This window comes from Corynebacterium sp. NML120713 (assembly GCF_001875735.1).
GTDB classification, from domain to species: Bacteria; Actinomycetota; Actinomycetes; order Mycobacteriales; family Mycobacteriaceae; genus Corynebacterium; species Corynebacterium pseudogenitalium.
The window spans coordinates 244897-259484 of record NZ_MLCR01000010.1; the positions used below are offsets into that span (position 1 = coordinate 244897).

The 14588-nt window shown below is 65.5% G+C and carries 17 protein-coding genes; 6 read left to right on the top strand and 11 right to left on the bottom strand.

What is annotated here, in order from left to right; translation table 11 throughout:
• Positions 1-4: 4 nt before the first annotated feature.
• Positions 5-697: a hypothetical protein gene (locus BJP06_RS05605; RefSeq protein ID WP_070361914.1), complete on the top strand. Its 693-nt coding sequence runs from the start codon at positions 5-7 to the stop codon at positions 695-697.
• Here BJP06_RS05605 and disA read toward each other — a convergent pair.
• Genes disA through BJP06_RS05620 form a run of 3 tightly spaced genes read right to left on the bottom strand, consistent with a single transcriptional unit; the run spans position 694 to position 3667 of the window.
• The gene (gene disA, locus BJP06_RS05610) at positions 694-1740 is read right to left on the bottom strand and encodes a DNA integrity scanning diadenylate cyclase DisA (protein WP_070361915.1); all 1047 of its coding nucleotides are present in this window, start codon (positions 1738-1740) and stop codon (positions 694-696) included. The two genes, BJP06_RS05605 and disA, sit on opposite strands and share 4 nt — an antisense overlap.
• A complete protein-coding gene (gene radA / locus BJP06_RS05615; RefSeq protein WP_071573134.1) occupies positions 1733-3121 on the bottom strand; it encodes a DNA repair protein RadA in 1389 nt (462 codons plus the stop codon). The genes disA and radA overlap by 8 nt, the downstream gene beginning before the upstream one ends.
• Positions 3122-3127: 6 nt before the next feature.
• Positions 3128-3667: a hypothetical protein gene (locus BJP06_RS05620; RefSeq protein ID WP_070361917.1), complete on the bottom strand. Its 540-nt coding sequence runs from the start codon at positions 3665-3667 to the stop codon at positions 3128-3130.
• Between the two features lie 210 nt (positions 3668-3877).
• On the opposite strand from BJP06_RS05620, the gene BJP06_RS05625 reads away from it, so the two are divergent.
• The 5 genes from BJP06_RS05625 to rlmB are packed head-to-tail and all read left to right on the top strand — an operon-like array spanning position 3878 to position 8054.
• Entirely contained in the window at positions 3878-4474 is a 597-nt protein-coding gene (locus tag BJP06_RS05625; RefSeq protein ID WP_070361918.1) for a CarD family transcriptional regulator, read from the top strand.
• Positions 4475-4488: 14 nt separating this feature from the next.
• A complete protein-coding gene (gene ispD / locus BJP06_RS05630; RefSeq protein ID WP_070478112.1) occupies positions 4489-5214 on the top strand; it encodes a 2-C-methyl-D-erythritol 4-phosphate cytidylyltransferase in 726 nt (241 codons plus the stop codon).
• A gap of 10 nt (positions 5215-5224) precedes the next feature.
• The gene (gene ispF, locus BJP06_RS05635) at positions 5225-5716 is read left to right on the top strand and encodes a 2-C-methyl-D-erythritol 2,4-cyclodiphosphate synthase (protein WP_070361920.1); all 492 of its coding nucleotides are present in this window, start codon (positions 5225-5227) and stop codon (positions 5714-5716) included.
• 5 nt (positions 5717-5721) lie between these two features.
• The gene (gene cysS, locus BJP06_RS05640) at positions 5722-7116 is read left to right on the top strand and encodes a cysteine--tRNA ligase (RefSeq protein WP_071573135.1); all 1395 of its coding nucleotides are present in this window, start codon (positions 5722-5724) and stop codon (positions 7114-7116) included.
• Positions 7116-8054: a 23S rRNA (guanosine(2251)-2'-O)-methyltransferase RlmB gene (gene rlmB, locus BJP06_RS05645; protein ID WP_070361922.1), complete on the top strand. Its 939-nt coding sequence runs from the start codon at positions 7116-7118 to the stop codon at positions 8052-8054. The genes cysS and rlmB overlap by 1 nt, the downstream gene beginning before the upstream one ends.
• Here the strand turns inward: rlmB and BJP06_RS05650 are convergent.
• Genes BJP06_RS05650 through BJP06_RS05685 form a run of 8 tightly spaced genes read right to left on the bottom strand, consistent with a single transcriptional unit; the run spans position 8036 to position 14560 of the window.
• Positions 8036-8848 carry a metal ABC transporter permease gene (locus BJP06_RS05650; RefSeq protein WP_071573136.1) on the bottom strand — a complete coding sequence of 271 codons (813 nt, stop codon included), beginning with the start codon at positions 8846-8848 and terminating at the stop codon, positions 8036-8038. The two genes, rlmB and BJP06_RS05650, sit on opposite strands and share 19 nt — an antisense overlap.
• Positions 8849-9529 carry a metal ABC transporter ATP-binding protein gene (locus BJP06_RS05655; RefSeq protein ID WP_071573137.1) on the bottom strand — a complete coding sequence of 227 codons (681 nt, stop codon included), beginning with the start codon at positions 9527-9529 and terminating at the stop codon, positions 8849-8851.
• Positions 9529-10416: a metal ABC transporter solute-binding protein, Zn/Mn family gene (locus BJP06_RS05660; protein ID WP_255365797.1), complete on the bottom strand. Its 888-nt coding sequence runs from the start codon at positions 10414-10416 to the stop codon at positions 9529-9531. Before BJP06_RS05660 ends, BJP06_RS05655 begins: the two co-directional genes overlap by 1 nt.
• A gap of 33 nt (positions 10417-10449) precedes the next feature.
• Positions 10450-11133 (bottom strand): trehalose-phosphatase, encoded by a 684-nt coding sequence (locus tag BJP06_RS05665; RefSeq protein WP_071573139.1) that lies wholly within the window; start codon positions 11131-11133, stop codon positions 10450-10452.
• Positions 11130-11534 (bottom strand): META domain-containing protein, encoded by a 405-nt coding sequence (locus BJP06_RS05670; protein ID WP_071573140.1) that lies wholly within the window; start codon positions 11532-11534, stop codon positions 11130-11132. The genes BJP06_RS05665 and BJP06_RS05670 overlap by 4 nt, the downstream gene beginning before the upstream one ends.
• Positions 11531-12814: a trehalose-6-phosphate synthase gene (locus BJP06_RS05675; RefSeq protein ID WP_071573141.1), complete on the bottom strand. Its 1284-nt coding sequence runs from the start codon at positions 12812-12814 to the stop codon at positions 11531-11533. The genes BJP06_RS05670 and BJP06_RS05675 overlap by 4 nt, the downstream gene beginning before the upstream one ends.
• A gap of 2 nt (positions 12815-12816) precedes the next feature.
• Positions 12817-13179 carry a hypothetical protein gene (locus tag BJP06_RS12085; protein ID WP_070361929.1) on the bottom strand — a complete coding sequence of 121 codons (363 nt, stop codon included), beginning with the start codon at positions 13177-13179 and terminating at the stop codon, positions 12817-12819.
• A 55-nt stretch (positions 13180-13234) separates the two neighbouring features.
• The gene (locus BJP06_RS05685; protein ID WP_143110562.1) at positions 13235-14560 is read right to left on the bottom strand and encodes a threonine/serine exporter family protein; all 1326 of its coding nucleotides are present in this window, start codon (positions 14558-14560) and stop codon (positions 13235-13237) included.
• Positions 14561-14588 lie beyond the last annotated feature (28 nt).

Here is a 14588-nt window from a genome sequence, read left to right on the forward strand (position 1 = left end):
GGGCATGACTAACCAGCATCCGCTTCCACCCGAGATCTACCGGCGCCGCCGCGTTGCGGCGCTCGTTGCGTTGTTGGTGCTCGTGGTGTTCCTGGTGTGGGGGTTGAGCGCTATGGCGCGCTCAGGCGGCGGCGACGCCGACGTATCGACGTCCACTTCGCCCACCACCACGCCTGTCACGGAGCCGACGGTGCCGGAACCGGGTGCCGCGACGCCGAGTGAGTCCGAAACTGCAAAGGAAAGCGTATCCGGTGAGCCGACCGAGCCGACCTCGTCAGCAGAGCACACGCAGGCTGCGCCTTCGGGCACCTGTGAGCTGAAGGATTTGCGTGTGGTGGCGTCGACAAACCAGCCGTCGTACGCGGTGGGGGAGCAGCCGGTGTTCTACATGGAAGTGCAGAACCCGACGGACGCGGACTGCGTCATCGACCTGGACACCAACATCATGCGTTTTGAGGTCTACGACATGGCTACCAACAACCGCGTGTGGTCCGACGTCGACTGCTTTGACCCTGTCTTTGCTGGTCAGGAGACGTTCCCGCGTGACTCGAAGCGTGGCTTTGAAGCCCGCTGGTCGGGTACCAGCTCGCAGCCGAACGTGTGCACTGACCGCCAGCCAGTACCAGCTGGGTCGTACTACCTGCACACCGTGATCGGCGACAACGCCTCCGACGCAGTCCCGTTCAACCTGACTTAGCTGAGGCGGCGCAACCCCTCGTAGATGTGGCGCGCCCACAGGCTGGTCACGTGGTCTGCGGAGCTCAAGTCTTCCGGCTGCGCCTCCAAAATGGCGGGCAGCGTGCCGAAGACGGCCACGATCTGATCCATCAAGAACTTCTGCACGCGAGGCACGCGCGCAAGCGCCCGGTAGCCACGTGGGATCAGCGCTTGCACGAGGTTCTCCTCGTTCGCGGGCAGCCCCAGCTGGCGCGCCAACGTGGTCGTGTTCAGCAGCTCCGAATCCGGCAGGGTGTCCAAGGCATCGAGGGCCTGGTGGACCTGCTCGTCCGTGGGCACGGTGGTCGTCGCGATGTAGTCGCGCACCAGCATCTCAACGTCGTGGGCGTTGTTGCCCTCCAGCTCGGAAAGCTGCAGGCTGAGCTGGCGGGCGTCGACACCCAACTCCACAATGCTCAGCTCCAGATCGGTGACGGCGCGCTCGAGCATCAGCTGGCGCTGCAGCACGTTGAGCACGTCGGCGACGGTGGCATAGTTGTTCATCTCTGCCACGAACAGGCGGTGGTTCGACATGTCGAGGCGCTGGCGATAGCGCTCCACCGTGGACAGTGCCTGGTTCGCCCGGCCCATCAGGACCGCCGGCTCCTCCAAGCGGTGGCGACGCCCACCCGCGTACACCGTCACCGTATTCATCGACGCCGACACCGAGATGACCGGCCTGCCGGTCTGCAGCGCGGTGCGTTCCGCGGAGCGGTGGCGGGTGCCGGACTCACTGGTGGGGAAGTGCGGGCTGGGCACGAGCTGCACGTTGGCGTGGGTGATGCGGGAGCCGTCGGCGGATAAAACGACGGCGCCGTCCATCTTGCACAGCTCGCGCAGCAGCGGTGGCTGGAAGGCGACGTCGAAGGCGATGCCGCCGTCGCAAATCTCGACGACCTCCGGCCCGTCGCCGAGGACGATGAGGCCACCGGTGTGGCCACGTTGGATTCGCTCGAGGCCGTCGCGAAGTGCGGTGCCGGGGGCGAGGCGCTCGAGGGCGGCGCGCATCGTGTCATCACTCATGCTGTGCAAGTGTAGCGATAGCCTGGCCAACCGTGGCCACCTGCTCAATTCGCAGGCCCGGGACCTGCAGTGACTCGCCCGCGGGCACGATTGCGTGCTCGTATCCCAGGCGTGCTGCCTCTTGCAGGCGACGGCCCAGGTTTGGCACCCGCCGGATCTCGCCGGCCAAGCCGACCTCCCCGATCACCACCGTCTTTGGTGGCAGCGGTGTCTCGTGCAGGCTCGACCAGGTCGCCAGCGCCACCGCTAGGTCGGTCGCGGTCTCCGTGATGCGCACCCCACCCACGGTTGCCACGTAGGCGTCCTTGTCGTTCGTGCGCTGCCCGCAGCGCGCCTGCAGGACCGCCAGCACCATCGGCACGCGGTTGCCGTCCAGGCCCGTGACCACGCGCCGGGGCGACTTGTTCACCGGGTCCACGGTGAGCGCCTGCACCTCCGCGAGCATTGGGCGCACCCCGTCCATCGCCACGGTCACCGCGGAACCATCCGGGGTGCGGCCGCGGTGGGAGAGGAACAGCCCGGACGGGTCCGGTACTTCGCGGATCCCCTCGGCGGTCTGCTCGAAGCAGCCCACCTCATCGGTCGCGCCAAATCGGTTCTTGATGCCGCGCAGCATACGCAGGCTTGATTGCCGGTCGCCCTCGAAGTTCAGCACCACGTCCACCAGGTGCTCGAGCACTCGCGGGCCCGCGACGTTGCCGTCCTTGGTCACGTGCCCTACCAGCAGAATCGGCAGGTGAGTGGTCTTCGCCAGCGTGGTCAGCGCGGCCGTGACCGCGCGGGACTGCGCCACGCCGCCCGGCACGCCCTCCACACCGGGAGCGTGCATCGTCTGTACCGAGTCCACGATGAGCAGCGAGGGCTTGATCTGCTCCACGTGACCAAACACGATGTCCAGGTTGGACTCGGCCGCCAGGTAGAGGCGCTCCCGCAGTGCGCCGGTGCGTTCGGCGCGCCCGCGGACCTGCCCCGCCGACTCTTCGGCGGTGACGTAGAGCGCCTTGCGCCCATCGATCGCCGCCCAGCGCGAGGCCACCTCAAGCAGCAGCGTCGACTTGCCGACGCCCGGCTCGCCCGCCATGAGCACCACCGACCCAGGCACGACGCCGTTGCCCAACACCCGGTCAAGCTCGCCGATGCCGGAGCGCACCGTCTTGGTCGCGGCGGCGTCGATAGTTGTGATTGGGCGCGCAGGCGTTTGCGGCGTGAGTGCAGCGGCACGCGGCGCACTGGAGACCCCCGTCGCGCGGGTGGCGGTAACCACCGGCGCTGATTCTTGCAATGTCCCCCAAGAGCCGCATTCAGGGCAGCGGCCAAGCCACTTAGGAGAGGAGTATCCACACTCGGAACAGGTGTGGATCACCCGAGGCTTCTTCGCCATAGAGCCTTACTTGTTCAGGTCGCGGTGGACCTGGCCGGAAGGCAGCAGCGGAGCGGAAACCGGGGCGTTGACCTCGAGGGTGCCGGTGTCGAACGTGAAGGTCACAGGCACGGTGCCGCCGTACGCGAAGCTGTCGTTCGGCAGGGCGGTGCGGATGTACTCGATGCAGTTCTTGCCGTCATCCTGCGGCATGCGGTCCAAGCCTGCAGCGGAGTCACCAACAAGCACGCAGTTGTAGCCGATTTCCTTCGAGGATTCGATGCTGACCGGGGTGCCGTCAACGGAAACGGAACGCAGCGAGTGCGACGTCATCGACGTGTCCTGGTTCAGCGCGCTGAACTTCAGTGCTGCGGAGCCGGTCTCGTCGAGGACGACGGTGACGTCCTGTACGGCCAGCTCGCCGTTCTCGGTTTCGACGTTGGCGCCGTCAACTGCAGCCACCTGGTCAGAGGTCTGAGTGATTTGGCCTGCGGAGCATCCGGCCATGAGCAGTGCGGTTGCGAGTGCGAAAACCGGCTTCAGGGACTTCACGTGGGTGTCCTCCATCGTTCTTGTTTCACATATATGTTTCTCCGCACAACCCTAGCGCCTGGACCTAGACTTTTCACAGTTTCCTCACGCGTACCAGGCCCAGGCGGCGCGGGTGGGGTTAAACTTTAGTTGAGTTCGGCGCATCGCGGGTGCGCGTCCCCATTACGGCCCGTAATGGTAGGGTGGTGAGGTTACTGAGCCGGTTGTCATCCTCAAGGAGTGTTCATGGAATTCAAAGTCGGAGAAGTGGTTGTCTATCCGCATCATGGTGCGGCACGCATCGCCGACATCGAGCAGCGCGAAATTGGCGGAGAAACGCTCGACTTTCTCGTACTGCAAATCCTCCAGTCGGACCTTGAGGTCCGCGTTCCTGTAAAGAACACCGAGCTTGTCGGTGTGCGCGACGTCGTCGGCAAGGAGGGCCTGGAGAAGGTCTTCTCGGTGCTGCGCGAGACCGACGTCGAGGAGGCCGGCAACTGGTCCCGCCGCTACAAGGCGAACCAGGAGCGCCTCGCGTCCGGTGACATTAATAAGGTGGCGGAGGTTGTCCGCGACCTGTGGCGCCGTGACCAGGGCAAGGGCCTGTCTGCGGGCGAGAAGCGCATGCTGGGCAAGGCGCGCCAGATCCTCGTCGGCGAACTCGCGCTGGCGGAGCCAGTCGACGAGAAGAAGGTCGAGGAGCTGGAAGAGGGCGTCCGCAAGATTATTGAGGAGCAGGTCAAGGCCGGTATTTCCTTCGCGCCTGACGTGGTGGTTGAGGACGAGGATGACATCGACCTGGATGACCTCAGCTTCGACGACGATGAGGACGACGAGAAGTAGCGGGACGTAGCCAAATGTCTCGCAGGGTAGTGGCCGTCGTCGCTGCGGCAGGCCAGGGCACGCGGCTCGGCGCGAGCGTGCCGAAGGCGTTCGTGCCGCTGCGCGGTCGCAGCCTGCTGGAGCGCTCGGTGACCGCGATGGAGACCGCCGAGGTGGTGGACTCGATCATCGTGGTGGTCAGCCCCGAGATGGAGGAGATCGCGCGCACCACGCTGCGAGGCCACGACGTCCGCTTCGTGCACGGGGGCGCGGAGCGCGCCGATTCTATCTACGAGGGCCTCAAGGCGATCGAGCACGAGGACGCCTGCGTGCTCATTCACGACGCCGCCCGGGCCCTGACCCCGCCCGGTATGATCGCGCGCGTCGCCCGCGCCGTGCTCGAGGGCGCGGACGCGGTGGTGCCGGTGCTGCCGGTCGTCGACACCATTAAGGAGATCGACGCAGCTGGGCGCGTCGTCGGCACCCCGGATCGCTCGACGCTGCGGGCGGTGCAGACGCCGCAGGGCTTTGACCTGCGTTCTCTGCTCGCCGCGAACCGCGCGTACTACGAAGGGACGCCAGACTTCGTCGCCACGGATGACGCGAGCCTGATGGAGTGGTTCGGCGTGGACGTGCACACGGTGCAGGGGGACCCGATGGCGTTTAAGATCACCACGCCGATTGACATGCGCCTGGCGCAGAGCATTACGGACGAGGCGGAGCCGACAATCTTCGAGGTGCCGTCGGGGAGCACGCGGTAGGCTTGCGCGCATGACGTCGCACACAGATTTTCCACAGTTCAGAGTCGGTACCGCGTTTGACGCGCACCAGATCGAGGCCGGGAAGCCGTGCTGGATCGCGGGCATCCTCCACGAGGGCCAAGACGGCTGCGAGGGGCACTCGGACGGCGATGTTGTCAGCCACGCCGTGGTGGATGCGGTGCTTTCGGCGACGGGCCTGGGGGACCTGGGGTCCTTCGTCGGGGTGGGTAGGCCGGAGTATGACGGGGTGCGGGGCACGCAGCTGCTCAAGGAGCTGCGGGAGTTGCTCGAGCAGCATGGGCACCAGGTGATCAACGTGTCGGTGCAGATGATTGGCCAGACCCCGAAGATGGGCCCGGTGCGCGAGGAAGCGCAGCGCGTGCTCTCGGAGGCGCTCGGCGCCCCTGTGTCGGTGACGGCGACTACGACGGACCACATGGGTTTCACCGGTTCGGGTGAGGGGCGCGCTGCCGTCGCTACTGCGCTGGTTGCACTAAGCTAAGGGCCGTGACTGCCGAGACCCAACAGATTTTTGACACCGCGACGCGCACGCTGCGTCCATTCCGCCCGCTGCGTGAGGGCCACGTTTCCATCTACTTGTGCGGGGCCACGCCACAGTCCGCCCCGCATATCGGGCACTTGCGCTCGGGGGTGGCGTTCGACATCGTGCGCCGCTGGTTCGCGGCCAAGGGCTACGACGTCGCGTTCGTGCGCAACGTCACCGACATCGATGACAAGATCTTAAACAAGGCCGCCGAGCACGATCGGCCGTGGTGGGAGTGGGTCAGTACGTACGAGCGCGAGTTCACGCGCGCCTACAACACCCTCGGCGTGTTGCCGCCGTCTGTCGAGCCGCGCGCCACGGGCCACGTCACCCAGATGGTCGACTACATGCAGCGGCTTATCGACGCCGGCTTCGCCTACGCCTCCGAGGGCTCCGTCTACTTCGACGTGGCCGCCTGGACGAAGGCGAGCGACGACTACGGTTCCCTGTCCGGCAACCGTGTCGAGGAGATGAACCAGGGCGAGAGCGACGTGCACGGCAAGCGTGGCAGCCACGACTTTGCACTGTGGAAGGCCGCCAAGCGGGGCGAGCCGAGCTGGCCGACCCCGTGGGGCGACGGCCGCCCCGGCTGGCACCTGGAGTGCTCCGCCATGTCCACTTGGTACCTGGGCGCCGAGTTCGACATTCACGGCGGCGGTCTGGACCTGCAGTTCCCGCATCACGAAAACGAGCAGGCGCAGTCCCACGCCGCGGGTGATGGCTTCGCCCAGTACTGGATGCACAACCACTGGGTGACCATGGCGGGCGAGAAGATGTCGAAGTCGCTGGGTAACGTGCTGAGCATCGACAACATGCTGGACGCCGTGCGCCCGGTGGAGCTGCGCTACTACCTGGGATCCGCGCACTACCGCAGCGTGCTGGAGTATTCGCCGGAGGCGCTGCAGGAGGCCGCGGCGGGCTACCGCCGCATCGAGGACTTCGTGCATCGCGCCGGCACGCCCGAGTCGACCACCTGGACCGAAGGCTTCGCCCAGGCGCTAGACGACGACTTCTCCGTGCCCCGCGCGCTCGCCGAAATCCACAACGTGGTCCGTGAAGGCAACAAGGCGCTCGCCGCGCACGATACCGCCAAGGCAGCCGAGTTGGCTGCTCAGGTGCGTGCGATGGCCGCGGTGTTGGGGGTGGACCCCGGTGTGTGGGACGATGGGGCGTCGAAAAATAATGGAGTAACCGAGGCACTTGATGTGTTGGTTGGTGCCGAGCTTGAGCGCCGGGCCGCCGCGCGTGCCGAGAAGGACTGGGCCGCGGCCGATGCCGTGCGTGACCGCCTTGCCGCCGCAGGCATCGAGGTCACCGACACCGCCGACGGCGCGCAGTGGCAACTGAAGGAGAACTAATGGCCAAGCCATACCACCGCCCCGATAAGCAGAAGAAGAACAAGAAGACCGCCACGAAGGGGTCTGGCGGGCAGCGTCGCCGCGGGCTGCGCGGCAAGGGTGCGACCCCGAAGGCCGAGGACCGCGTCTACCACGCGGCGCACAAGCGCAAGCTGGAGCGCAAGCGCCGCGACCAAGGCCGCCACGAGCGCGAGCTGCCGGACATGGTTGTTGGCCGCAACCCCGTCGTGGAGTGCCTGCACGCCAAGGTGCCAGCCGAGGCGCTGTTCGTGGCGCGCGGCACCGGGCACGACGACCGCCTCAGCGAGGCCGTCACCCTGGCGAACTCCCGCAACATCCCGGTGCAGGAGGTGGACCGCCACGACTTGGACATGATGACCGGAAACGGCATGCACCAGGGCATCGGCCTGAAGATCCAGCCGTACAAGTATGCGGACGTCTTCGACCTGGTCGCTGGTGTGGCGGACCGCGGGGAGACCGGCATGTTTGTCATCCTGGACAACATCACCGACCCGCGTAATCTCGGCGCGGTGATCCGCTCGACGGCCGCGTTCGGCGGCCACGGCGTGATCATCCCGGAGAGACGCTCCGCGCAGGTGACGGGCGTGGCGTGGCGCACCTCGGCGGGCACGGCGGCTCGCCTGCCTGTCGCGCGTGTGACCAACGTGACCCGTACTGTCAAGCAGTTCAAGGACAACGGCTACATGGTCGTGGGCCTCGACGCGGGCGGCGAGCACACACTGGACACTTTCGAGGGCGCCACCGACCCGGTAGTCATCGTCGTCGGCTCGGAGGGCAAGGGTATCTCCAGGCTCGTGCGGGAAAACTGCGACGTGATCATGTCCATCCCTACCACCGAGTGGGTAGAGTCCCTGAACGCCTCCGTCGCGGCCGGCGTGGTGCTCAGCGAGTTCGCACGTCAGCGCCGCGTGAAGTAGCCCACCGCCCGGCACACGAGGTAGATGGCGAAGGACACAAACGCCACCATCACACTCACCGGCAGGCCGGGCGCCAGCGAGAGCAGCATGCCGCCCACGGCGGCGAGCTCCGCGAAGAGCACCGACCACGCCACCGCCGCCGCGGGACGCGCCGTAATGGCCACCGCGGACGCGCCGGGCGTGATCAGCAGCGCCATCACAAGCAGCACGCCCACGATCTGCACGGTCTGGGCGGCCGCCATGCCGAGCAGGATGGCGAACAGCGTGGCCAACACCTTCACGCGCACCCCGCTCGCGGCCGCCATCTCCGGGTCTACAGAGGCGAACAGCAGCGGGCGCCACAGCACCATCACGGCCACCACGACTAGCAGCGTGGTGGCAGTCAGCACCCCGAGGTTCTCCCTGCTCACCCCGACGATCTGGCCGGTGAGCAGCGCCATCGCCGTGGTGGAGTTGCCGGGGTAGAGGTGGATGCACAGCACGGAGATACCCATGCCGAAGCTCATCACCACGCCCACAGACGAATCCGTATCGCTGCGAAGCCCCAAAAGCACGAGCACGATCGCCGCCACAATCGAGCCGACGACGGCCCCCAAGCTGAGGTTCAGGCCCGTCACGAGCGCAACCGCGGCACCCATCAACGCCAACTCAGAAGTAGCGTGCACCGCGAATGACATTTTCCGCATCACGATCAGCGGCGCGATCACACCCGAGAGCACGCCCAGCATCGCGCAGGCAATCAGCGCAACGATCACGAAATCGAACCCGAGCAGGTACTGCGTTTGCTCCAGCATTTACAGGATCACCGTCTTCCCACCCACACGCACGACCTCCACCGGAGCGCCGTACAGCTCGCTGAGCACCTCGGAGCGCAGCACCTCGTCGGCACTGCCGACCACGTGCCCGTGCGGGCCCAGGTAGAGCACCGTGTCCACGATGTCGATCACCGGATCGATGGAGTGCGTCACCATCACCACCGCGACCTTCGCGGCGTGCAGCCGGGACACGAAGTCGCGCTGGCGCGCCACGTCCAGGGAGAGCAGGGGCTCGTCGGCAAGGATGAGGTCGGGCTGCTTCGCAAAGGCCTGCGCCTGTCGCACCAGCTGCTGCTGGCCGCCCGACAGGATGCCCACGCGGGCGTCGGCAAGGTGCAGCGCACCCACGCTGTCCAGCAGCGTATCGACGTCCCCCTTCCTCGGCCGACGCAGCGGACGGTGCTCAAGCGAGAGCGACACCAGGTCTCGAACCCGCACCGGCAGTTCCGGTGGGAACATGCGCTGCTGCGGGATAAACCCGATGTTTTTCGGCGCCGAAATCGTGCCTGAGCTGAGCTTGCGCGTACCCAGGATCGTGCCGAGCAGCGTGGACTTGCCGCTGCCGTTCGGGCCCAGCACAGCGACAAATTCCCCCGCGGCGACATCAAGGTTGATGTCGTGCCACAGGGGATCACAAGAGGCGTTGGTCAGGTGCAGCATTAGAGCTCGTCAAGCGCCTCGGCAAAGTAGTCGAAGAAGTTCTCGCCGTTCGGCGGGGTCTCGTAAATGTCGACGACCTTCACGTTGTTGGCCTTCGCCACCTCAACCAGCTTGTCGGAGACACCGTTCGGGCTCTGCGGGTTGTTAATCAGGATGTCGATTTCTCCGGACTCGAGTGCAGCGATGAACTCCGCGAGCGCCGCCGAGGACGGCTCCGAGTGGTTCAGCGTTGCGTGGCGGAAGGACTCCGGAGTGACGTCCTCGAGCGCGGACTCCTCGATGATCGCGTCCGCGATTGGGTGCGTCTGCGCCACGCGCGCCGCCTTGAGGCTGTCCAGCTTCGCCTGCAGCTGCTCAAGCTTCTCATCGAGCGCGTCCGTGTTGCCATCAGTGCGCTGCGCGAGGTCCGCGCCCACCTTCGCAATCGCCGCGGTGGAGTACCAGATGTGCTCGTTCTCCTCGTGGGCGTGGTCATGGTCGTGGCCCTCATGGTCGTGGTCGTCATGGCCATGCTCACCGTGCTCGTGCTCGTGCTCGTGCGCCTCCGTCAGCGGCAGTGCGGAGACCACGTTCGCGTCTTCCGCCGCGCCGTAGATGCGGGCGTCGTACGCGCCGCCGTTAGCCACCACGAGCACCGCCTTCGCCACCTGCGCCAGGTCGGCGGCCGTCGGCTCGTAGTCGTGCGGGTCCACCGCGGTATTCGAGATGATCGCGGGGACGTCCTGGCCCGTCACCAGACTCGCGACGTCCGCCCACACCTGCGTCGTGGCCACGATCTGGCCGTCGGCGGCCTCAGCTGCGGTGTCGCCGGTGCTGTCAGTGCTGCTGCAGGCGCTCAGCGCGAGCGTCGATGCAGCAAGGATGCCAATGAAGCGTCGTGAAAACATGGCCGCCATTGTATGCGGTATTGAAAATGAATATCAACAACGAGCGTCGGCGAGCGCCTTCAGGAAGGCCGCCATCTCGTCCACGCCTGCGACGTCGACCCCTACCTTGATCCCCACATCCGCAGGCCCCAGCACCGCAAGCGCTGTGTCGTCCGTGACGTCATCGCCCGCGAAAAGCGTCGCAGCAAAGCGTTGCTTGTGGGTCCGCAGCCACGAGCCCTTCGACACGTCCACCGCGGAAAACTCAACCACGTTGTTGCCCGGCGTGACAGGGCGAGGCGTTTGAATTCGCAGCGCCTCCGCCAGCATGCGCTCGCGCTCCGCCGCGTCCCCCACGGGCGCGACGTGCAGCACCCGCTGGTACGGCTTGACCTCCACGTACGCAGGCGGAACCGCGATCGCCTCCAGCTGCTGCTCAATCGCGTCCAGGTACGCGACATCCTCCGGCGTGAGCTCCGGGCCGGGCTCCGCACCGTGCGAACCCACCAACACCACCGGGTTCCGCAGCGGGAACACCCTGCGCAGACCCTCCAGGTGACGGCCGGACAGCATCGCCACCTCCGTATTCGGGGCGTGTGCCAGGCGCTCAATCGCCTCCAGCGCCACCGGGTGCGGTTTCACCGCATAAGGGTCAGGGTTCAGCTCGCTGATGGTGCCATCGAAGTCGAGGCAGACAAGGAGCGAAGGGGCCGTCGATAAGTAGGCGATGGAACTCACAGCATCATCACCCGCATGCTCGGTTCGTTCACGTCGTCGCCGTCGAGCGTGAGCACCTTCTCGGTGTCACTGACATTGTTGATGCGGAACGTGGCCTCCGGCACCACCAGCGACGCCAGCTGATCGTGCGTGTAGCGCGCCGCCCCCTCGCAGCCCGCCGTGTCGGCGAAAGAAATCTCGTTGACCGTCAGCGTGCCTTCAGTGACCGTGACGTCGCCTTCAACCTTGCCGCATCCCGTCGAGCCCGTCAGCTTCGAACCGTCGATGCTCACATTCGCCCGATCCGGCACATCCCCCGGCGTGTCCGGAGCCGTGTACACCGCAACGACCTGCCACACCGGCGGCGCCGGCGAACACGCCGCCAGCCCCAGTGCTGCACCTGCAACAACCAGCCGTTTCATCGCGCAACCTCCTGCAAAAACTCCGCCGCCCACCGGTGCACATCGTGCCCCAGCACCCGCGCGTACATCCGCCGCATCCGTTCCGGATCCGGGTCAAGTGCCTCCCGCATCGCCCGAAGTATCGACGCCCCCTCGAACGGATTACACAAATACGCGTCGTGCAGCTCTACGGCCGCGCCGGCGAACTCGGACAGCACCAACGCGCCGTCCCCGTCCGGGTGGCAGGCCACGTACTCCTTTGCCACCAGGTTCATGCCGTCCTTAAACGGTGTCACCAACATCACGTCCGCAGCCGCATAGAACGTGCCCAGCTCCTGCTTGGACACACCGCGATGCATGTAGTGGATCACCGGGCGACCCACCGAGCCGAAGCGGCCGTTAATCCTGCCCACTGCCTCTTCGACCTGGCGGCGGGTCTTGCGGTAGTGCTCGATGCGCTCCCGCGATGGAGTGGCCAGCTGGATCAGGGTGGCGTCGACACCTTCTTCGAGCAGCTGCTCAAACGCGAGCAAACGCTGCAGGATGCCCTTCGTGTAATCCATGCGGTCCACCCCCAGCATCAGGGCCGCAGGATTCCCTACCGACGCCCGCAGCTTCGCCACCGCCTCCGGCGAGCCAACCTGCACCGCCGCCGGGTCAATCGAGATCGGGAACGTTCCACTGCGCGGGCTGTTGTTATCGTCGCCGACGAGTGCGCGGAAGTTGCGCTCATCCGCCTCGCGCTGAAACCCCACCAGGTCGCAGCCGTTGAGTCCGCCGATGAGTTCCTCGCGCCACGGGAGCTGACGGAACAGGTCGGGGGAGGGGAATGGAATATGCAGGAAGAACCCGATGGTCAGGTCGGGGCGCATCTCGCGCAGCAGGCCCGGCACCAGCTGCAGCTGGTAGTCCTGCACCCACACCGTCGCTCCCTGCGCTGCCACCTCGGCGGTCGCGCGCGCGAAGCGGACGTTAACGTCACGGTAGCGCTGCCACCACTGTTCGTTGTACTGCGGGGCCACGATCAAGTCGTGGTAGAGCGGCCACAACGTCGAGTTGGAGAACCCCTCGTAGAACTCCTCGTAGTCCTGGGCGTCCAACGTCACCGGGTGCAGGTCAATGCCATCAAAGCGAAACGGCGCGACCGGTTCATCCACCGCGCCGGACCACCCCACCCAGCAACCGGCGCGTGCCCGCAACACCGGGGCGAGGGCCGCCACGAGCCCGCCGGGTGACGCCTTCCACCCGCCCTCGACACGGTCGACGGGCAGGCGGTTAGCCACCACTACGAACTCATTCACAACTACGACTTCTTCTTTACAGTCTTCTTTTTGGTGGCCTTTTTCTTTGTTGCTTTCTTCTTGGTGGCCTTTTTCTTCGTGGCCTTCTTCTTAGAAGCCTTCTTCTTGGTGGCTTTCTTCTTCGTAGCCTTCTTCTTGGTCGCCTTCTTCGGCTCTTCCTCTTCCTCAGCGCCCAGGACTTCCTCCGCGTACTTCTTGTACACGAAGCCCTGTGGCTCGACACCGAGCATGGACATCAAGGTCACGCCATCAAAAAAGTCCTCGGCGTAGGTAGCAACAATCCTGCGAGCACCAGATGCTGTCTGCTCCTCAACGGCGTGGAGCGCCTCAGGCGAGGGGCGAGAGTCGGTGATCTTGGGTGGCACTACGGGTTCCTCCTTGTATGACGCGCATTACTAGCACAACGATTCTACGCCAATATTAGTGACGAAGCCCGCCTGGGGGCCTCCGTCGGCGGATCTGCTGGAACGTGAAGCGCCCGGCCCGCTTGAAAGCCTCGTACGGAATGTAGTGCTGCGGGGCACGCAGACGGCGCGCCACCCACTCGCCAAACACCACACCGCCAGCCAGCGCCATACAGGTGCCGACCGCCATGAACAGGTTGGTCAGGCCCACCACGATCTGCTCGTTCATCATGGCGTACATCCCGCGATACACACCAGAGCCAGGCAGGAACGGGGTCACACCAGCCACCGCGGTGATCACCGGGTTGATCAGGAAACGGCGGGCAATCAAACCACCCGCAAGGCCGACGACGAACGCCAACGCCGCCGTCGCCATCAGGGCGCCGGAGCCGATTGGGATCAAAAACAGGTAATACATACTCGAACCGGCGGCGGCCGTAAACGCCGCCACCACCACCGCGGGGCGCTCCGCGAAGCACGTCACCGCGAATGACGCCGACGCCAACGTACTCCCCGCAATACGCGCCGCCGCACCACTAAACGTTGGGGTCCCCAGCATTGTCTCCAGCGGAGGCAAGCCCAGGCCCATGAGCTCCCACGTGTTCAACCCAATCGCGACACCAGCCACGATGCCGCCGGTAAAGAGCAGTGTCTGGAAGAAACGCGCCGAGGCCGTCACCGGCGAGCCCGTCACCCCGTCAAGCAGCGACTGCACCAAGGTCAGACCCGCCAACAGGACCACAATGCCCACCGCGATCACCTGGCTGGGCACAATCGTCCTGCCGATCAACGGCGCGAACTCGTAGAACAGCGCCGCCGGGATCGTCGTCAAGAAACCTCCGATGGCGCAGTGGAAGAAGTAAGGCAGGGAGTTGCGGGACAAAATCTTGTTAAATCCCATGATGAGAAACGCCGTGAGCCCGCCAATCGCGGACATGAACAGGTCCCCGCCCAGCAAAATCGCGACCGCCGCACCCATCACCAGCCAGCCCGCCAGGTAGCGCGTATTGCGCCACGGGATGGGGGAGTTATCAATATCGTCGAGGATCTTCTCCGCAAGCTCCGGTGGCGTGGCGCCCGAACGAATCGAGCGAATCAGCCGGTCCGCCTCCTGCAGCTTGTGGTAGTTCTCGCTCATCATCGTGACCACGCGGAACACGTTGACCGGGGTACGCTTATGCACCCCAATAATCGTGTTAATCATGATCGTGTTCACCGTGATGTCCACATGGCAGTAGTGCAGACCATACGACGAGGTCACCGTGTGAATCTGCGCAATCGCATCCGAAGACGTCGTGCCATTCGCGATCAGGATCTCCCCAATGCGCGCAGCAATATTCATAACCCCGGCTACCTGCGCGGTATCCGTC

Bases quoted from the DNA above. Each gene is read 5' to 3' on its own strand.
- BJP06_RS05605 (WP_070361914.1), top strand. From the start codon at position 5: ATGACTAACCAGCATCCGCTTCCACCCGAGATCTACCGGCGCCGCCGC.
- disA (WP_070361915.1), bottom strand. From the start codon at position 1,740: ATGAGTGATGACACGATGCGCGCCGCCCTCGAGCGCCTCGCCCCCGGC.
- radA (WP_071573134.1), bottom strand. From the start codon at position 3,121: ATGGCGAAGAAGCCTCGGGTGATCCACACCTGTTCCGAGTGTGGATAC.
- BJP06_RS05620 (WP_070361917.1), bottom strand. From the start codon at position 3,667: ATGGAGGACACCCACGTGAAGTCCCTGAAGCCGGTTTTCGCACTCGCA.
- BJP06_RS05625 (WP_070361918.1), top strand. From the start codon at position 3,878: ATGGAATTCAAAGTCGGAGAAGTGGTTGTCTATCCGCATCATGGTGCG.
- ispD (WP_070478112.1), top strand. From the start codon at position 4,489: ATGTCTCGCAGGGTAGTGGCCGTCGTCGCTGCGGCAGGCCAGGGCACG.
- ispF (WP_070361920.1), top strand. From the start codon at position 5,225: ATGACGTCGCACACAGATTTTCCACAGTTCAGAGTCGGTACCGCGTTT.
- rlmB (WP_070361922.1), top strand. From the start codon at position 7,116: ATGGCCAAGCCATACCACCGCCCCGATAAGCAGAAGAAGAACAAGAAG.
- BJP06_RS05650 (WP_071573136.1), bottom strand. From the start codon at position 8,848: ATGCTGGAGCAAACGCAGTACCTGCTCGGGTTCGATTTCGTGATCGTT.
- BJP06_RS05655 (WP_071573137.1), bottom strand. From the start codon at position 9,529: ATGCTGCACCTGACCAACGCCTCTTGTGATCCCCTGTGGCACGACATC.
- BJP06_RS05660 (WP_255365797.1), bottom strand. From the start codon at position 10,416: ATGTTTTCACGACGCTTCATTGGCATCCTTGCTGCATCGACGCTCGCG.
- BJP06_RS05670 (WP_071573140.1), bottom strand. From the start codon at position 11,534: ATGAAACGGCTGGTTGTTGCAGGTGCAGCACTGGGGCTGGCGGCGTGT.
- BJP06_RS05685 (WP_143110562.1), bottom strand. From the start codon at position 14,560: ATGAATATTGCTGCGCGCATTGGGGAGATCCTGATCGCGAATGGCACG.